The organism is Variovorax sp. J22G73, from assembly GCF_030317035.1.
Classification (GTDB): domain Bacteria; phylum Pseudomonadota; class Gammaproteobacteria; order Burkholderiales; family Burkholderiaceae_C; genus Variovorax.
In genome coordinates, this window is sequence record NZ_JASZYK010000001.1 from 323,036 (window position 1) to 337,175 (window position 14,140).

The window sequence follows — 14,140 nt, forward strand, 5'->3', positions numbered from 1 at the left end:
CCCTCCCCTTACGGGGGAGGGCAGGGGTGGGGGCTCGCGGCTTTCGACGCCGCGCAGACTTCGAGGCCGCGCGTGCCCCCATCCCAGCCTTCCCCCAGAGGGGGAAGGAGCCAATAGCAGAGCCGAGGCAACGCGATTCGTCGGCCGTGCCTTCAGTCTTTCTCCCTCCCCCGCTGGGGGAGGGCAGGGGTGGGGGCTCGCGTCCTTCAACGCCGCGCAGCCTCGAAGGCCGCGCGTGCCCCCATCCCAACCTTCCCCCAGAGGAGGAAGGAGCCGATTCAAAACACGGCCAGCGCGTCTTCCTCGGGCTGCCTTGCATCCAGCGGCAGCACGCACAGCACCTTGCCGCCCAGCGTCAGCACCAGCCCGAGCCGTCCGCCGATCTGCATCACCTGGCACACCACGCGGGGCGAACCTGAACCCGGCGCAGTCGCAACAGACACCCCGATCGCACGCGCAGGCGGCTGCCGCAGCATCGCGAACAAGGTCCGCGCATCGCAGTCGCTCAGTGCCTGCCGGTACACATGGAAGACGGCTTCCGACCCGCCGTCTTCCCCTTCCTTGCCCTCCCGCAGTCGCAGCAACGCCCGATGCAACTGCTGCCTGCAGGCGGCCTCGGTCTTCCCGCTGGCCTGCGCGATCTCCTTGAAGCTGGCTTCGAACACCTCGCGCAGCAGCACCGCGGCACCGTCCGAGGGCGATAGCCGGCAAGCGACCAGCCGCAGCGCCTGCGCGATGGATTCGGCCTGCCCCGCTTCGGCTTCCGCGGAAGGCGCCGACAGCGAATGCAGCGCATGCAGCGAATTCACGGCGGCCTCTTTCAGCCATCTCTGCATCCAGCCTTCCCGCCGCAGCCTGTCCACCGCCAGGTTCTGCATCACCGTGGTGAGCCAGGCCTGCGCCGAATCGGGTGGCGGCGTGTTGCCGGCTTCCAGCGCGCGCAGGTAGGTGTCCTGCACCACGTCTTCCGCTTCGGCCTGGCCGCCCAGCAGGCGCGCCGCCGCGCGAACCAGCCGGTTTCGCAAGGCCGGAAATTGCGAGAGATAGCGTTCGTCGAGCATCGCGCCAGCTTGCCACATCCGACATTCAGCTGCCAATGTCACGAAACTGTGGGCTTGTTCGTCAAGACAGTCCAACCACAGGAGCCTTCCTCATGCACCCCATGTTCTCCATGGAATCCGACGACGACACCAAGCCCGCGGCCACCGCCGAGCCGCGCAACTCCTACCTGGAAGAAAAGGCGTTCAAGTCGCGCACGCTGCTCATCTTCGGCAGCATCACCGACGCGGTGGCCGCCGACGTCACGCGCCGGCTCATCGCGCTGGACGCCGACAGCGCCGACAAGCCCATCGACATCCTCGTGAGCTCGCCAGGCGGCCACCTGGAGTCGGGCGACGCCATCCACGACATCGTGCGCTTCATCAGCGCGCCGGTGAACATGATCGGCACCGGCTGGGTCGGCAGCGCGGCCACGCACCTGTTCCTGGCCGCGCCGCGCGAGCGCCGCGTGTGCCTGCCCAACACCCGCTTCCTGATTCACCAGCCCAGCGGCGGCGCGGGCGGGCAGGCGACCGACATCGCGATCCAGGCGCAGGAAATCATCAAGGCCCGCTTGCGCATCGCGCACGAGATCGCGCGCGAAACCGGCAAGCCGCTGGACGTGGTGCTGGCCGACATCGAGCGCGACCGCTGGCTGTCGGCCGAAGAGGCGGTCGAGTACGGACTGGTCTCGCGCATCATCCAGCGCAAGACCGAACTGGCCGGCTGAAGCCCACGGCCAGGCCAGGCGCCAGGCTCGCACCCGGGCTTGGGCCCAGGCTTGAGCCTCAGGCCTTCGGCTTGTAGGCGACCACGTCGATCTCGACCTTGGCGTCGACCATCAGGCGCGCCTCGGTGGTCGAGCGCGCGGGCTTGTTCTCGCCGAAGTAGCTCATGTAGATGCGGTTGAAGGCACCAAAGTCGCGCGCGTCCTGCAACCAGACGGTGCTCTTGCACACGTCGTCGAGCGTGGCGCCGGCCAGCGCGAGCACGGTCTTCAGGTTTTCCATGACCTGGCGCGTCTGCGCCTCGATGCCGCCCACCACGATCTCGCCTTCCTTGTTCACGGGCACCTGGCCCGACACGTAGACGAAGTCGCCGGCGCGCACGGCCGGGGAGAAGGGGCGCACCTGGCGGTCGGAGGCGAGGGGCGGGGCACCGAGGTATTCGAGAGGCATGGGGACTCCTTGGAATGAAAAAGAGGGCAGGGGAAAGTCGAAGAAAACGCGCCGCGAGTATCTCTCCAATCTGAAAATCTATTTCAGAATAACCCCTGATCGAGGGTTAACACGGATGATTTGGCATGGATAGTGCTTCAAAGTGCAGGCCGGAAAGAAAATTTCTTTCACTTTCGCCAACCTGAGCGCCCGCCCCAAGAAGGAGTCCCCCATGCCCCACGTCGGTCCAGTCCAGCGCATCGCCCTGCCTCTGCTGTCCAAGCGCACCTTGCTGGGCGCTTCCTTGCTCGCGATGCTGTGCGCCGCGCTGCCGCACCAGCAAGCGCATGCCCAGGGCCCGCGCAATTTCGCCACGCTGGCGATGGTGGCCGAGCCGCAGACGCTCGACCCGATGGCCTCCACCGCCGACCTGGTCGGAACCATCATGCAGCACGTGTACGAGACGCTCTACACCTTCGACGCCAAGTGGAACGTGGTGCCGATGCTGGCCGAAGGCATGCCGAAGATCTCGGCCGACGGCAAGACCTACGCCATCACCCTGCGCAAGGGCGTGATGCTGCACAACGGCCGCGAGCTCACGGCCGACGACGTGGTCGCCAGCCTGCAGCGCTGGATGGAACAGTCGCCGCGCGGCAAGGCCGTGGGCAAGGAAATCGACAGCCTCAAGGCCAAGGGCCCGCTGGGTGTCGACATCGTGCTGAAGGAACCGTACGCGCCGCTGCTCTCGCAACTGGCGCTGCCCAGCGGCATGGCCGCCATCATGGCCAAGGACTCGATCGCCTCGCCGCTGAAGGACTTCGTCGGCACCGGCCCCTACAAGTTCAAGGAACGCCGCCCCGACCAGTTCGTGCTGCTCACGCGCTTCGACAAGTACGCCGCGCGAAAGGAGCCCGCGAGCGGCTACGGCGGCAAGCGCGAGGCGGCCATCGAAGAGCTGCGCTTCGTGCCCGTGCCCAACGCCAGCACCCGCGTCGAGGGCGCGCTGGCCGGCCAGTACGACTTTGCCGACCTGCTGCCGGTGGAAGCGCTGCCGCGCCTGGAGAAGTCGGGCGGCAAGACGGTGCCGATCATGACGCCCTCGTTCGGCTTCCCGTACCTGGTGCTCAACACCAAGGAAGGCGTGGCCGCCAGCCAGCCGGTGCGCCAGGCGATCCAGGCCGCGCTGGGCGAGGGCGAGATGCTCGCGGCCGGCTTCGGCGACACGCGCTTCTTCGTGGCCGAGGCCAACCACTTCCCCAAGGGCTCGCCGTTCTACTCGACCGCCGGCGCCGACCAGTACAACCAGCGCAACGCCGCCAAGGCCAAGGAAGCCGCGGCCAAGGCCGGCTACAAGGGCGAGCCCATTCGCGTGCTCACCAGCCGCCAGTACGACTTTCACTACAACATGGCCCTGCTGATGGCCGAGCAGCTGAAGCGCGCGGGCTTCAAGGTCGACCTGAACGTGGTCGACTGGGCCACGCTGGTGCAGCGGCGCAACGACTCCAAGCTGTGGGACATCTACGTGACCCACTCGGGCCAGTTCCCCGAGCCCATGCTCTCGCCGCCGCAGCTCGGCGACGGCGCGCCCGGCTGGTGGGAAACGCCCACCAAGAAGGCCGCGCTGCAGGCCTTCAACGTCGAGAGCGACCCGGCCAAGCGCGGCGCGCTGTGGGGCAAGGTGCAGCAGGTGGTGTACGACGAGGTGCCCTACATCAACGTCGGCAAGTTCAACGGCCTCTCTGCCAAGAGCCCGGCGCTGGACAACTACACGCCCGCGACCTGGCCGTTCTTCTGGAACGCGAAGATCAAGTAAGCGCGCAAGGACCCTCGCCATGCCATCGCGTCGCCAACTCCTGCAAGCCAGCGCACTGGCCTCCGGCCTCGGGGCCCTGGGCCTCGACTCGTCCATCGCCTCCGCGGCGCCGGCCGCAAGGCCCGGTCCGGTGTACGCCTACGTCGGCACCTACAGCGACGGCGGCAAGCCGTGGCGCGGCGGGCGCGGGCTGGGCGTGCACCAGTTCGTGCTCGACGGCGAGACCGGCGCGCTCAAGCCCATCGCCGGCGCGCCGCCGGCGGTGGCCAGCACGGGCGAGGGCGCGAAACTGCGCAACCCCGCGTCGCTGGCCCGCCACCCGAAGCTGCCGATGCTGTACGCGGCCAACGAGTTCGAGGCCGGTTCGGTGTCGGCCTTTCGCATCGGCGCCGACGGCGCGCTGTCGTTCGTGTCCGAGACGCCCTGCGGCGGCAAGGACCCGGCCTACATCAGCGTGCACCCCGAGGGCCGCTTCCTGTTCACCGCCAACTACGCGAGCGGCGACGTCAGCGTGATCGCGCTGCGCGCCGACGGCACGCCCGACGCGGGCACCGCCGCCGCGGTCTACAAGGACGTGGACGCCTGCGGCCCAGGCACACCCTGCAAGCCCGGCGCCGACGTGGTGCCGGCCGCCGCCCGCGCGCACGAGGGCTTTGCCACCAGCGACCACGACGGCCCGCACGCGCACATGGTGCATGCCGACCCGAAGGGCAACTTCGTGCTCGTGGCCGACCTGGGGCTGGACCGCGTCATCTCTTACCGCTTCGACCGCATCACCGGCGTGCTGAGCCAGCCGAGCACGGTGGCCGTGTCCGAGAGCTCGGGCGCGCGGCACTTCGTGTTCCACCCGAACGGCAAGTGGCTGTACCTGGTGAACGAGGAGGCCTCGACCATCGCCTTCATGCGCTACGACAGCGCCACCGGCGTGCTGGCCCTGGTGAGCGAAACCTCGGCGCTGCCGCGGGGCTTCAAGGGCACCAGCTACGCCTCGGGCATTCGCATGCTGCCCGACGGCCAGCACTTCGTGTCGCTCAACCGGCTGCACGATTCCATCTCGCTGTTCAAGGTCGACGCGCGCACCGGCGCGCCCACGCTGGTGCGCGAGGAGTGGACGCGCGGCAACTACCCGCGCAGCTGCGCGCTCGACCCGAGCGGGCGCTTTCTCTACGTGTGCCACAACAAGCAGGGCGACAACGTCACCGTGTTCCGCGTGCACAAGGGCGACATCCGTTTCACCGGCCAGTACGTGGCCGTGGGCAGCGCCGCCGCCATCGAGTTTTCCGCGTGATGAAGAAATCCATGTTCCGCTACATCGCCTCGCGCGCCTTCGGCATGCTGGTGGTGCTCGCCATCGTGGCGGTGCTCGTGTTCGTGCTCACGCGCGCGGCCTCGGGCGACCCGGTGTCGGTGCTGCTGGGCGACCAGGCCACCGCGGCCGACATCGCACGCGTGCAGAAGGAGTACGGGCTGGACAAGCCGCTGCCCGTGCAGTTCGGCTACTGGCTGCGCGAGGTGCTGCAGGGCAACCTCGGCACGTCCATCTTTCTGCAGCGCCCGGTGACGCAGGCGCTGTGGGAGCGCTCCGAACCCACCACGCTGCTCGCGCTGATGGCGGTGGCCATCGCGGCGCTCATCGGCGTGCCGTGCGGCATCGTGTCGGCGGTGTTTCGCGGGCGCGTGGTCGACCAGCTGTTCACCGGCATCGCGATGCTGGGCGCGAGCATTCCGAGCTTCTGGCTCGGCATCGTGCTGATCCAGGTCTTCGCGGTGTCTTTCGGCTGGTTCCCGGTGTCGGGCTACGGCGCGCCCGACGCGGCACTGGGCGAGCGGCTGCACGCGCTGGTGCTGCCCGCGGCCGTGCTGGGCCTGCTGAACTCGGCGCTCATCATCCGCTTCACGCGCGCCTCCATGCTCGACGTGCTGGGCGAAGACTACGTGCGCACCGCGCGCTCCAAGGGCCTGAGCGAGAGCACGGTGGTGCTCAAGCATGCGCTGCGCAATGCGCTGGTGCCCATCGTCACGGTGATCGGCCTGACGGTGGCGCTCATGATCGGCGGCGCCGTCATCACCGAGACCGTGTTCGGCCTGCCCGGCGTGGGCAACCTGGTGGTGAGCGCCGTGCTGCGGCGCGACTACCCGGTCATTCAGGGGGCGCTGCTCGTGATTGCCGCGATCTACGTGCTGATCAATTTCTCCATCGACCTGCTGTACGCCGTTGTCGATCCGCGCGTGAAGGTCTGAAGAATGCAAATGCCAAGAATGCTCCGCCAGCTGATGCACCGCCGCATCGTGATGGTTTCCGCCCTGGTGCTGCTGGTGATCGCCATCCTGGCGATCGGCGCGCCGATCTTCGCCTCCGCCGACCCCAACGACACGGCCGTGCTCGAGCGCCTGAAGGCCCCCAGCGCCGAGCACCTGCTGGGCACCGACGAGCTGGGGCGCGACATGTATTCGCGCATCGTGCACGGCGCGCGCTACTCGCTGGCCATCGCCGCGCTCACGGCGCTCGGCGCCGTCGTCGCCGGCACGGTGCTGGGCCTGATGGCGGGCTTTTTCCGCCGGCTCGACACGCCGCTGATGCGCGTGGTCGACGCGATGATGTCCTTCCCCGACATCCTGCTGGCCATTGCGCTGGTGGCCATCCTCGGGCCTTCGCTGCTGAACACGGTGCTGGCGCTGGTGCTGGTGTACACGCCGCGCGTGGCGCGGGTGGTGCGGGCGTCGACGCTGGTGGTGCGCGAGCTGCTGTTCGTCGAAGCCGTGCGCGCGCTGGGCGTGCGCACCTCGCGCATCCTGTGGCGGCACATCTTGCCGAACCTGATGTCGCCGATCCTGGTGCAGGTGTCGTTCATCTTCGCGTACGCCATCCTGGCCGAGGCGGGGCTGTCGTTTCTCGGGGTCGGCGTGCCGCCCGAGATCCCGACCTGGGGCACCATGGTCGCGGGCAGCCAGCAGTACGCGCACCAGGCCTTCTGGGTGGTGCTGTTCCCGGGGCTGGCGATCATCTTCACGGCGCTGTCGCTGCAACTGCTGGGCGACGGCGTGCGAGACCTGCTCGACCCCAAGCTCAAGAAGACATCGTGATGACGAACAGCACCTCCACCCCGCGCCTGGCCGTCAGCAACCTGAGCACCAGCTTTCCGACCGAGGACGGCCTCGTGCGCTCGGTGGCCGACGTGAGCTTCTCGATCCAGCCCGGCAAGACGACCGCGCTGGTGGGCGAGTCGGGCTCGGGCAAGTCGGTGACCAGCCTCACGCTGATGCGCCTGCTGCCCAAGACCGCGAACGCGCAGGTCAGCGGCACCGCGTCGTTCGTCACGCGCGAGGGCAAGACGCTCGACCTGCTGCAGATCGGCGAGCGCGAGATGCGCTCGCTGCGCGGCAACCAGCTGTCGATGATCTTTCAGGAACCGATGACCAGCCTGAACCCCGTGTTCACCATCGGCGAGCAAATCGCGGAGAGCGTGCGCCTGCACAAGGGGCTGGACCGCAAGGCCGCCATGGCGCATGCGCTGCGCATGCTGGAGCTGGTGGAGATTCCGGCGGCGGCGCAGCGCATTCACGAGTACCCGCACCAGCTCTCGGGCGGCATGCGCCAGCGCGTGATGATCGCGCTGGCCATGGCCTGCGACCCGACGCTGCTGATCGCGGACGAGCCCACCACCGCGCTGGACGTGACCATCCAGGCGCAGATCCTGGAGCTGATGCGCCGGCTGCAGGCCGAGACGGGCATGAGCATCCTGTTCATCACGCACAACCTGGGCGTGGTCGCGCACCATGCGGACGACGTGGTGGTGCTGTACGCGGGCCGCGTGGTCGAGAGCGCGCCGGTGCGGCCACTGTTCGCGCAGCCGGAGCATCCGTACACGCAGGGGCTGCTGGCCTGCCTGCCGGGCAAGGCGCGCGTGCCGGGGCAGCCCAAGCCGAAGCGGCTCTTCGCGATCCGCGGGCAGGTGTCGAGCCCGCTGGCGCCGCCGCCGGGCTGCGCCTTCGAGCCGCGCTGCGACCTGGCGCTGCCGGAATGCAGCGCGGCGATGCCGCCGTTGATCGAAACGCACCATGGCCGCGAGGCGCGGTGTGTGCGCGTGCAGCCGGGGCAGGCGCTGCCGAGAGCCGCATGACCCGCGCCGTGTTCCGGTCTTGCTCCCTGCCCCGCTGGGGGAGGGGGCCAATATCAATACCCCATAGCCAACACCCACGATGACCACCGCAGCGCCCCTCATCGAAGTCCGCGGACTCAAGAAATACTTCGGCAGCAGCGACCGCCCCGTGCGCGCGGTCGACGACGTGTCCTTCGCCATCCAGCCCGGCGAAACCCTGGGCCTGGTCGGTGAATCGGGTTCGGGCAAGAGCACCATCGGGCGCACCGTGCTGCGCCTGCTCGAACGCACCAGCGGCCAGGTGCTGTACCGCGGCGACGACATCGGCGCGCTCTCCGGCGAGCGCATGCGCAAGCTGCGCAGCAAGCTGCAGATCATCTTCCAGGACCCGTACGCCAGCCTGAACCCGAAGATGCGCATCAGCGCCATCCTCGGCGAGGCGCTGTCCACCCACGGCCTGCACAAGGGCGCCGCCGCGCGCGACAAGCGCATCGCCGAGCTGCTCGAGACCGTGGGCCTGCGCGCCGAGCACGCCAGCCGCTTTCCGCACGAGTTCTCGGGCGGGCAGCGCCAGCGCATCGGCGTGGCGCGCGCACTGGCGGTGGAGCCCGAGTTCATCGTGGCGGACGAACCGCTGTCGGCGCTCGATGTGTCCATCCAGTCGCAGGTCATCAACCTGCTGGCCGACCTGCGCGAGCGGCTCGGGCTGACGATGCTCTTCATCTCGCACGACCTCGACGTGGTCGAGTATTTGTGCGACCGCGTGGTGGTGCTGTACCTGGGCAAGGTGATGGAGGTGGCCACCACCGATGCGCTGTTCGCGCGCCCCTCGCACCCTTACACGCAGGCCCTGCTGGCCGCCAGCCCCAAGCCCGACCCCGAGCTGGCGACCGAGCGCATCGCGCTTAAGGGCGACATTCCCAGCCCCATCTCGCCGCCCTCGGGCTGCGTGTTTCGCACGCGCTGCCCGCACGCCATCGAGGCCTGCGCGCAGACCGTGCCGCCGCTCGACGAAATTTCCACCGGACACTACAGCGCCTGCATCCGCAAGGAACTGCTCTCCAACATCGCCGCATGACCATGACCGACCAAGCCGCATCCGCATCCGCACCCGCCAAAGCTTCCGCCAACGACTTCAACGACCCGCTGCTCAGCGACCGCTTCAAGGGCTACCCGCGCACGCAGGCGCCGCGCCGCCGCAGCGAAGTGGGCGCCGCCGGGTGGAACGTGCTCGCCGGCGACCTGCCGCTGCCGCTGGCCGTGCTCAAGCGCGAGGCGCTGGAGCACAACCTGGCGTGGATGCAGGCGCGCGTGCGCGAGTGGGGCATCGACCTGGCGCCGCACGGCAAGACGACCATGTCGCCGCAGCTCTTCCAGCGCCAGCTCGACGCGGGCGCCTGGGGCCTGACCTTCGCGACCGTCACGCAGCTGGCCGTGGGCGTGGCCGCCGGCGCGCGCCGCACGCTCATCGCCAACCAGGTGGTGAGCGACGAAGACCTGGGCGGCATCCAGATGCTGCTGAAGGCCAACGCGGGCCTGCGCATCGTGTTCCTGGTCGATTCGCTGGCGCAGCTCGCGCTGATCGAAGACTGGACGAAACGCCACCCCGGCGGCGTGCCCTTCGAGGTGATGCTGGAGATTGGCGTCGAAGGCGCGCGCACAGGCTGCCGCACGCACGAAGAGGCCGTCGCGCTGGCCACGCGGCTGCGCGCCAGCGACGCGGTGAAGCTGGTGGGCATCGAGACCTACGAAGGGCAGGGCGCCACCGGCGCCAGCGAGCCCGACACCGCCTACGCGAAGACTTTGATGGACCGCGTCGAGGCCGTGGCCCGCCACTGCGACACGCAGCAGCTTTTCGAGACCGACGAGGTGCTGGTCTCCGCCGGCGGCTCGGCCATCTTCGACCTGGTGGCGGGGCGGCTGAAGCCCGCGCTGGGTTCGCCCGTGCGCGGCCTGCTGCGCTCGGGCTGCTACGTCACGCACGACCACGGCTTCTACAAGCGCATGGTGAACGCGGTGGACGAGCGCCTGGGCTGCGGCTGCGGCGAAAGCCTGGAGCCTGCGATGGAGGTGTGGGCCACGGTGCAGTCGCGCCCCGAGCCGGGCCTGGCGATCCTGGCGGTGGGCAAGCGCGACATCTCCTTCGACCTGTCGCTGCCCGTGCCCATCGCGCGCGCGGCGCGTGGCGTGCGCACGCCGCAGGACGTGCCCGCGGGCTGGAAGATCACCGCGCTGAACGACCAGCACGCCTACCTGCGCTGGGACGCGAGCGAGGAAGCGCAGGCGCCGGTCGTTGGCGACCGCGTCGGCCTGGGCATTTCGCACCCCTGCACCACCTTCGACAAATGGCACTGGATGCCGGTGGTCGAACAGGACTACCGCGTCAGCGACGCGGTGGCCATGCACTTCTGAACGCGCGCCGATGACCCCCTCCCTGCTCCAGAAAATCGCGCAGATCCGCAGCGACGCCCCGGCGACGCGGCGCGCGATTCTCGACCTGATCCTCGAAGACCCCGACCGCGTGCTCGAAGAGAGCTTCGAGCAGCTGGCCGAGCGCTCGCGCAGCTCGGTGCCCACCATCATGCGCACCTGCCGCGACCTGGGCTTTGCCGGGCTGCGCGAGTTCAAGCTCGCGCTCGCGCAGGAGCTGGCGCTGGGCGGCTCGCCGCTGCACCGCCGCGTGAACATCGAGGACGCGGCCGACGAGGTGGTAGGCAAGATCGCGCGCAGCGCGGCGGCCTCGGTCTCGGGCGTGCGCGGGCAGCTGGACATGCAGGTGCTCGACGGCGCCGTGGCGGCCATTGCGGCGGCGCCGCACGTCGACCTGTATGGGGCGGGTGCCACCTCGTGGTTCATGGCCAACGACCTGCAGGCGCGGCTCTTTCGCCTGGGCCTGTCGGCCAACGCCTGGGCCGACTACCACCTGCAGCAGGTGGCGGGTGCCGCGCAGCGACCGGGCGGCGTGGTCATCGCCATTTCGCACGTGGGCGGCATGCCGTCGCTGCTCGACGCGGTGGACATCGCGCGCGGGCAGGGCGCCAAGGTGATCGCGCTCACGCGGCCCGGCACGGCGCTGGCGGCCAAGGCCGACTTCCTGCTCGGGCTCTCGGTGCCCGACGACGCGGTGATGCACGTGGGCATCGACGCCTACCTGACGCACCTCACCGCCATCGAGATACTGACCGTGCTGGTGGCCCAGCGCCGCGGCGAGCCCGCGGTGCAGCGCCTGCAGCGCGCGCGCGAAGCGTTCCAGCGCCACGGCATCGACGCCACCACCCACCCGCTGCAGAGCTGGGACGGGGGCGGCATCAACAACACCGCCAGCGACAACAACAACATCCGCAAGAAAGGCGCATCGTGAGTGCGAACTCAAGCAAAGCCATCCTGCTCGAAGCGGGCCTCGTGGTCGACGGCTCGGGCGGCCCTTCGTGGCCCGGCGACGTGCTGCTGCAGGGCGACCGCATCGTCGCGCTCGGCGAGGGCCTGCGCGAGCGGCTGCCCGAAGGCCTGGCGCTGGCCGACATCGACGTGGTCGACTGCCGCGCCAAGGTCATCGCGCCCGGCTTCATCGACGCGCACACGCACGACGACGCCATCGTGCTGCGCGACCCGCTGTGCCTGCCCAAGGTGTCGCAGGGCATCACCACGGTGGTGACGGGCAATTGCGGCATTTCGCTCGCGCCGTACCGCACGCCGCAGTCGAAGCCGCCGCTCACGCTGCTGGGGGCCGAGTCGTTCCAGCACGCCACCATGGCGGCGTACCGCGCCGCGGTCGACGCCACGCAGCCCGCGCTCAACGTGGCGGCGCTCATCGGCCACACCACGCTGCGCTTCGCGACCATGCAGGCGCTCGACCGCCCGGCCAGCGCCGACGAGCTCGCGCGCATGGAGGCACTGCTCGACAGCTGCATGGCCGACGGCGCGCACGGCATGTCTTCGGGCCTGTTCTACGAAGAGGCCTTTGCCGCGCCCGCCGAAGAGGTGACGGCACTGGCGCGCGTGGTGGCCCGCCACGGCGGCGTGTACGCCACGCACCTGCGCAGCGAGATGCAGCAGATCATCGAGGCGCTGCACGAGGCCGGCGACTCGGCCTTTGCCGCGGGCGTGCCGCTGGTCATCTCGCACCACAAGTGCGCCGGCCCCGCCAACTGGGGCCGCACGAAAGAGACGCTGCCGCTGATCGAGGCGATGGCGCAGCGCCAGAAGATCGCGATGGACGTGTACCCCTACGTGGCCGGCTCCACCGTGCTGCGCGAGGACCTGGTCGACGGCGTGATCGACGTGTTGCTCACCTGGTCCGACCCGCACCCGGAGATGACGGGGCGGCTCCTTTCCGACATCGCGCGCGAGTGGGGCACCACCGAGCAGGAGGCCTGCCTGCGGCTGAAGCCGGGCGGCGCCTGCTACTTCCAGATGCAGGAGGAAGACGTGGAGCGCGTCATTGCGCACCCGCTCACCATGATCGGCAGCGACGGCCTGCCGCACGACCGGCATCCGCATCCGCGGCTGTGGGGGGCGTTTCCGCGCGTGTTCGCGCGCTACTGGCGCCAGCGCCGCCTCTTCACGCTGGAGCAGGCGGTGCACAAGATGACCGGCATGACCGCGCGCAACCTGCGCATCGCCGACCGCGGGCTGCTGCGCGCGGGCGCCATGGCCGACGTGGTGGTGTTCGACCCCGAGACCATCGCCGACACCGCCACCTACGACCAGCCGCACGGCGTGAGCCTGGGCGTGGAGCGCGTGTTCGTCAACGGCGTGCTGGCCTACCGCGGCGGCGAGCCGCAGGCGCGGGTGCTCGCGCGGGCGGGCCGGATGCTGACGCGCGGGGCCTGAAGAACCTGCGCTGAAGCCCATCACCACGAATGGGTTGTTCCTCATTCCAGTGGGAGCCTCGGATTAAGCTTCCAAAAGTTCTAACACTGGGACAGAAAAAACGTCACACTCGGACCATTGACGGATTGGACGGGTGTCAAGACAGGAGCAACCCATGGACAAGGACGCCGACAACCTGGGCGCCGACTTCGCATTGTGGAAGCAGCTCACCGACGACTACGAGCAGGCGCTGGACGCCATGTCGCGCGGTGAACCGGGCGCGCGCGACCTTGCGATCCAGCTGTCCCAGGCATTGCGTCAGCTCCACCCCGTGTCGGGTGTCGGCGTCGCCGATTGACGCCTTTTCTCATCGCATTCCCCGGCTTCCCTTCGCTGCCAGAATTGCTATCATCGATTAGTTTTCTATCTCGACGAAGGCATAGCCTCCCCGGCTGTGAGCATTCATCAACTTATTCGCGAAGGTCGCAAGCGTCTCGGCATGAGCGAGCAGCAGTTTGCTGACGCCGTCGGGGTGAGTCGTGGTGCCGTACAACAATGGGAAAAACCGGGCGGTACTGCTCCCAAGCGAACCAACCAGCCGCGCGTGGCCGAGCTGCTCGGCGTGTCGGTGGCGGAGCTGGTTTCCGGCGGCACCAACGTCAGCCCGGGTTTCGACATGCGCGCTGAGGTGCCCCTGGTGTCCGAGGTCGAGGCGGGCAACTACACCGTCATCGACAACTTCAAGCCCAAGGGAAAGTTCGACACCGTGCCCGTCACGGTGCCCGTCAAGCAGCACACCTACGCGCTGCGCGTGCACGGCGACAGCATGGTCGGCGAAACGGGCGACTCGTTTCCCGATGGCTCGCTGATCATCGTCGAGCCCGAGATGGCGGCCGTGCCTGGCGACTACGTCATCGCCCTGAACGATTCGAATGAAACCACGTTCAAGCAGCTCATTCGCGACGGCGGCGACCTGTACCTGAAGCCGCTGAACACGCGCTACCCGATCAAGCTGCTCGGCGCCGCGACCGTGATCGGCGTGGTCCGCGAGTTCACCAAGCGCTTTCGCTGAGCGGTTCACGGGTTGCACGCAGGTCGCCTGCGGTTTTTTGAAGATAGATTTGCCTTTCGGCCGATGCATTTGCTATCAGCGCTGAAAACGCTCCAGACACACATCGTCACGTGTCTGTCACCTTAAGTTCACAGAATCGGGCCGCTTT

Annotated in this window: 14 protein-coding genes; 12 read left to right on the top strand and 2 right to left on the bottom strand. The window is 68.8% G+C overall.

From position 1 onward, the window contains the following. Window positions 1-278: 278 nt before the first annotated feature. The gene (locus QTI51_RS01425; RefSeq protein WP_116908585.1) at window positions 279-1,061 is read right to left on the bottom strand and encodes a sigma-70 family RNA polymerase sigma factor; all 783 of its coding nucleotides are present in this window, start codon (window positions 1,059-1,061) and stop codon (window positions 279-281) included. 110 nt (window positions 1,062-1,171) lie between these two features. Here QTI51_RS01425 and QTI51_RS01430 point away from each other — a divergent pair, with 110 nt between their 5' ends. Then, the gene (locus tag QTI51_RS01430) at window positions 1,172-1,768 is read left to right on the top strand and encodes an ATP-dependent Clp protease proteolytic subunit (protein ID WP_116908584.1); all 597 of its coding nucleotides are present in this window, start codon (window positions 1,172-1,174) and stop codon (window positions 1,766-1,768) included. A gap of 58 nt (window positions 1,769-1,826) precedes the next feature. Here QTI51_RS01430 and QTI51_RS01435 read toward each other — a convergent pair whose 3' ends face one another. After that, a complete protein-coding gene (locus QTI51_RS01435; protein WP_116908494.1) occupies window positions 1,827-2,216 on the bottom strand; it encodes a RidA family protein in 390 nt (129 codons plus the stop codon). A 211-nt stretch (window positions 2,217-2,427) separates the two neighbouring features. On the opposite strand from QTI51_RS01435, the gene QTI51_RS01440 reads away from it, so the two are divergent. The 11 genes from QTI51_RS01440 to QTI51_RS01490 all read left to right on the top strand — a co-directional run bounded on the left by QTI51_RS01440 (window position 2,428) and on the right by QTI51_RS01490 (window position 13,992). Beyond that, on the top strand, window positions 2,428-4,008 hold the full coding sequence (locus QTI51_RS01440; RefSeq protein WP_116908583.1) for an ABC transporter substrate-binding protein: 1,581 nt from the start codon (window positions 2,428-2,430) through the stop codon (window positions 4,006-4,008). A 19-nt stretch (window positions 4,009-4,027) separates the two neighbouring features. Next, window positions 4,028-5,296 (top strand): lactonase family protein, encoded by a 1,269-nt coding sequence (locus QTI51_RS01445; RefSeq protein ID WP_116908493.1) that lies wholly within the window; start codon window positions 4,028-4,030, stop codon window positions 5,294-5,296. 11 nt (window positions 5,297-5,307) lie between these two features. After that, on the top strand, window positions 5,308-6,249 hold the full coding sequence (locus QTI51_RS01450; RefSeq protein ID WP_116908582.1) for an ABC transporter permease: 942 nt from the start codon (window positions 5,308-5,310) through the stop codon (window positions 6,247-6,249). 3 nt (window positions 6,250-6,252) lie between these two features. Further along, the gene (locus QTI51_RS01455) at window positions 6,253-7,092 is read left to right on the top strand and encodes an ABC transporter permease (protein WP_116908492.1); all 840 of its coding nucleotides are present in this window, start codon (window positions 6,253-6,255) and stop codon (window positions 7,090-7,092) included. Then, complete coding sequence (locus QTI51_RS01460) at window positions 7,092-8,129, top strand: ABC transporter ATP-binding protein (RefSeq protein WP_116908491.1); 1,038 nt, start codon at window positions 7,092-7,094, stop codon at window positions 8,127-8,129. The genes QTI51_RS01455 and QTI51_RS01460 overlap by 1 nt, the downstream gene beginning before the upstream one ends. 79 nt (window positions 8,130-8,208) lie before the next feature. Beyond that, window positions 8,209-9,186: an ABC transporter ATP-binding protein gene (locus QTI51_RS01465; RefSeq protein WP_116908490.1), complete on the top strand. Its 978-nt coding sequence runs from the start codon at window positions 8,209-8,211 to the stop codon at window positions 9,184-9,186. Between the two features lie 2 nt (window positions 9,187-9,188). Continuing rightward, window positions 9,189-10,520 carry an amino acid deaminase gene (locus QTI51_RS01470; RefSeq protein WP_116908581.1) on the top strand — a complete coding sequence of 444 codons (1,332 nt, stop codon included), beginning with the start codon at window positions 9,189-9,191 and terminating at the stop codon, window positions 10,518-10,520. A 10-nt stretch (window positions 10,521-10,530) separates the two neighbouring features. Continuing rightward, on the top strand, window positions 10,531-11,469 hold the full coding sequence (locus tag QTI51_RS01475) for a MurR/RpiR family transcriptional regulator (protein WP_116908489.1): 939 nt from the start codon (window positions 10,531-10,533) through the stop codon (window positions 11,467-11,469). Further along, complete coding sequence (locus QTI51_RS01480; RefSeq protein WP_116908488.1) at window positions 11,466-12,941, top strand: N-acyl-D-amino-acid deacylase family protein; 1,476 nt, start codon at window positions 11,466-11,468, stop codon at window positions 12,939-12,941. The genes QTI51_RS01475 and QTI51_RS01480 overlap by 4 nt, the downstream gene beginning before the upstream one ends. Before the next feature lie 154 nt (window positions 12,942-13,095). Continuing rightward, window positions 13,096-13,278, top strand: coding sequence for a hypothetical protein (locus QTI51_RS01485; protein ID WP_116908487.1), 183 nt, complete (start codon window positions 13,096-13,098; stop codon window positions 13,276-13,278). Window positions 13,279-13,374: 96 nt separating this feature from the next. Next, the gene (locus QTI51_RS01490) at window positions 13,375-13,992 is read left to right on the top strand and encodes a LexA family protein (RefSeq protein WP_286513114.1); all 618 of its coding nucleotides are present in this window, start codon (window positions 13,375-13,377) and stop codon (window positions 13,990-13,992) included. Window positions 13,993-14,140 lie beyond the last annotated feature (148 nt).

Excerpts from the sequence above, each read along its gene's own strand:
- QTI51_RS01425 (WP_116908585.1), bottom strand. The coding sequence starts at position 1,061 with ATGCTCGACGAACGCTATCTCTCGCAATTTCCGGCCTTGCGAAACCGG.
- QTI51_RS01430 (WP_116908584.1), top strand. The coding sequence starts at position 1,172 with ATGGAATCCGACGACGACACCAAGCCCGCGGCCACCGCCGAGCCGCGC.
- QTI51_RS01435 (WP_116908494.1), bottom strand. The coding sequence starts at position 2,216 with ATGCCTCTCGAATACCTCGGTGCCCCGCCCCTCGCCTCCGACCGCCAG.
- QTI51_RS01440 (WP_116908583.1), top strand. The coding sequence starts at position 2,428 with ATGCCCCACGTCGGTCCAGTCCAGCGCATCGCCCTGCCTCTGCTGTCC.
- QTI51_RS01445 (WP_116908493.1), top strand. The coding sequence starts at position 4,028 with ATGCCATCGCGTCGCCAACTCCTGCAAGCCAGCGCACTGGCCTCCGGC.
- QTI51_RS01450 (WP_116908582.1), top strand. The coding sequence starts at position 5,308 with ATGTTCCGCTACATCGCCTCGCGCGCCTTCGGCATGCTGGTGGTGCTC.
- QTI51_RS01455 (WP_116908492.1), top strand. The coding sequence starts at position 6,253 with ATGCAAATGCCAAGAATGCTCCGCCAGCTGATGCACCGCCGCATCGTG.
- QTI51_RS01460 (WP_116908491.1), top strand. The coding sequence starts at position 7,092 with ATGACGAACAGCACCTCCACCCCGCGCCTGGCCGTCAGCAACCTGAGC.
- QTI51_RS01465 (WP_116908490.1), top strand. The coding sequence starts at position 8,209 with ATGACCACCGCAGCGCCCCTCATCGAAGTCCGCGGACTCAAGAAATAC.
- QTI51_RS01470 (WP_116908581.1), top strand. The coding sequence starts at position 9,189 with ATGACCGACCAAGCCGCATCCGCATCCGCACCCGCCAAAGCTTCCGCC.
- QTI51_RS01475 (WP_116908489.1), top strand. The coding sequence starts at position 10,531 with ATGACCCCCTCCCTGCTCCAGAAAATCGCGCAGATCCGCAGCGACGCC.
- QTI51_RS01485 (WP_116908487.1), top strand. The coding sequence starts at position 13,096 with ATGGACAAGGACGCCGACAACCTGGGCGCCGACTTCGCATTGTGGAAG.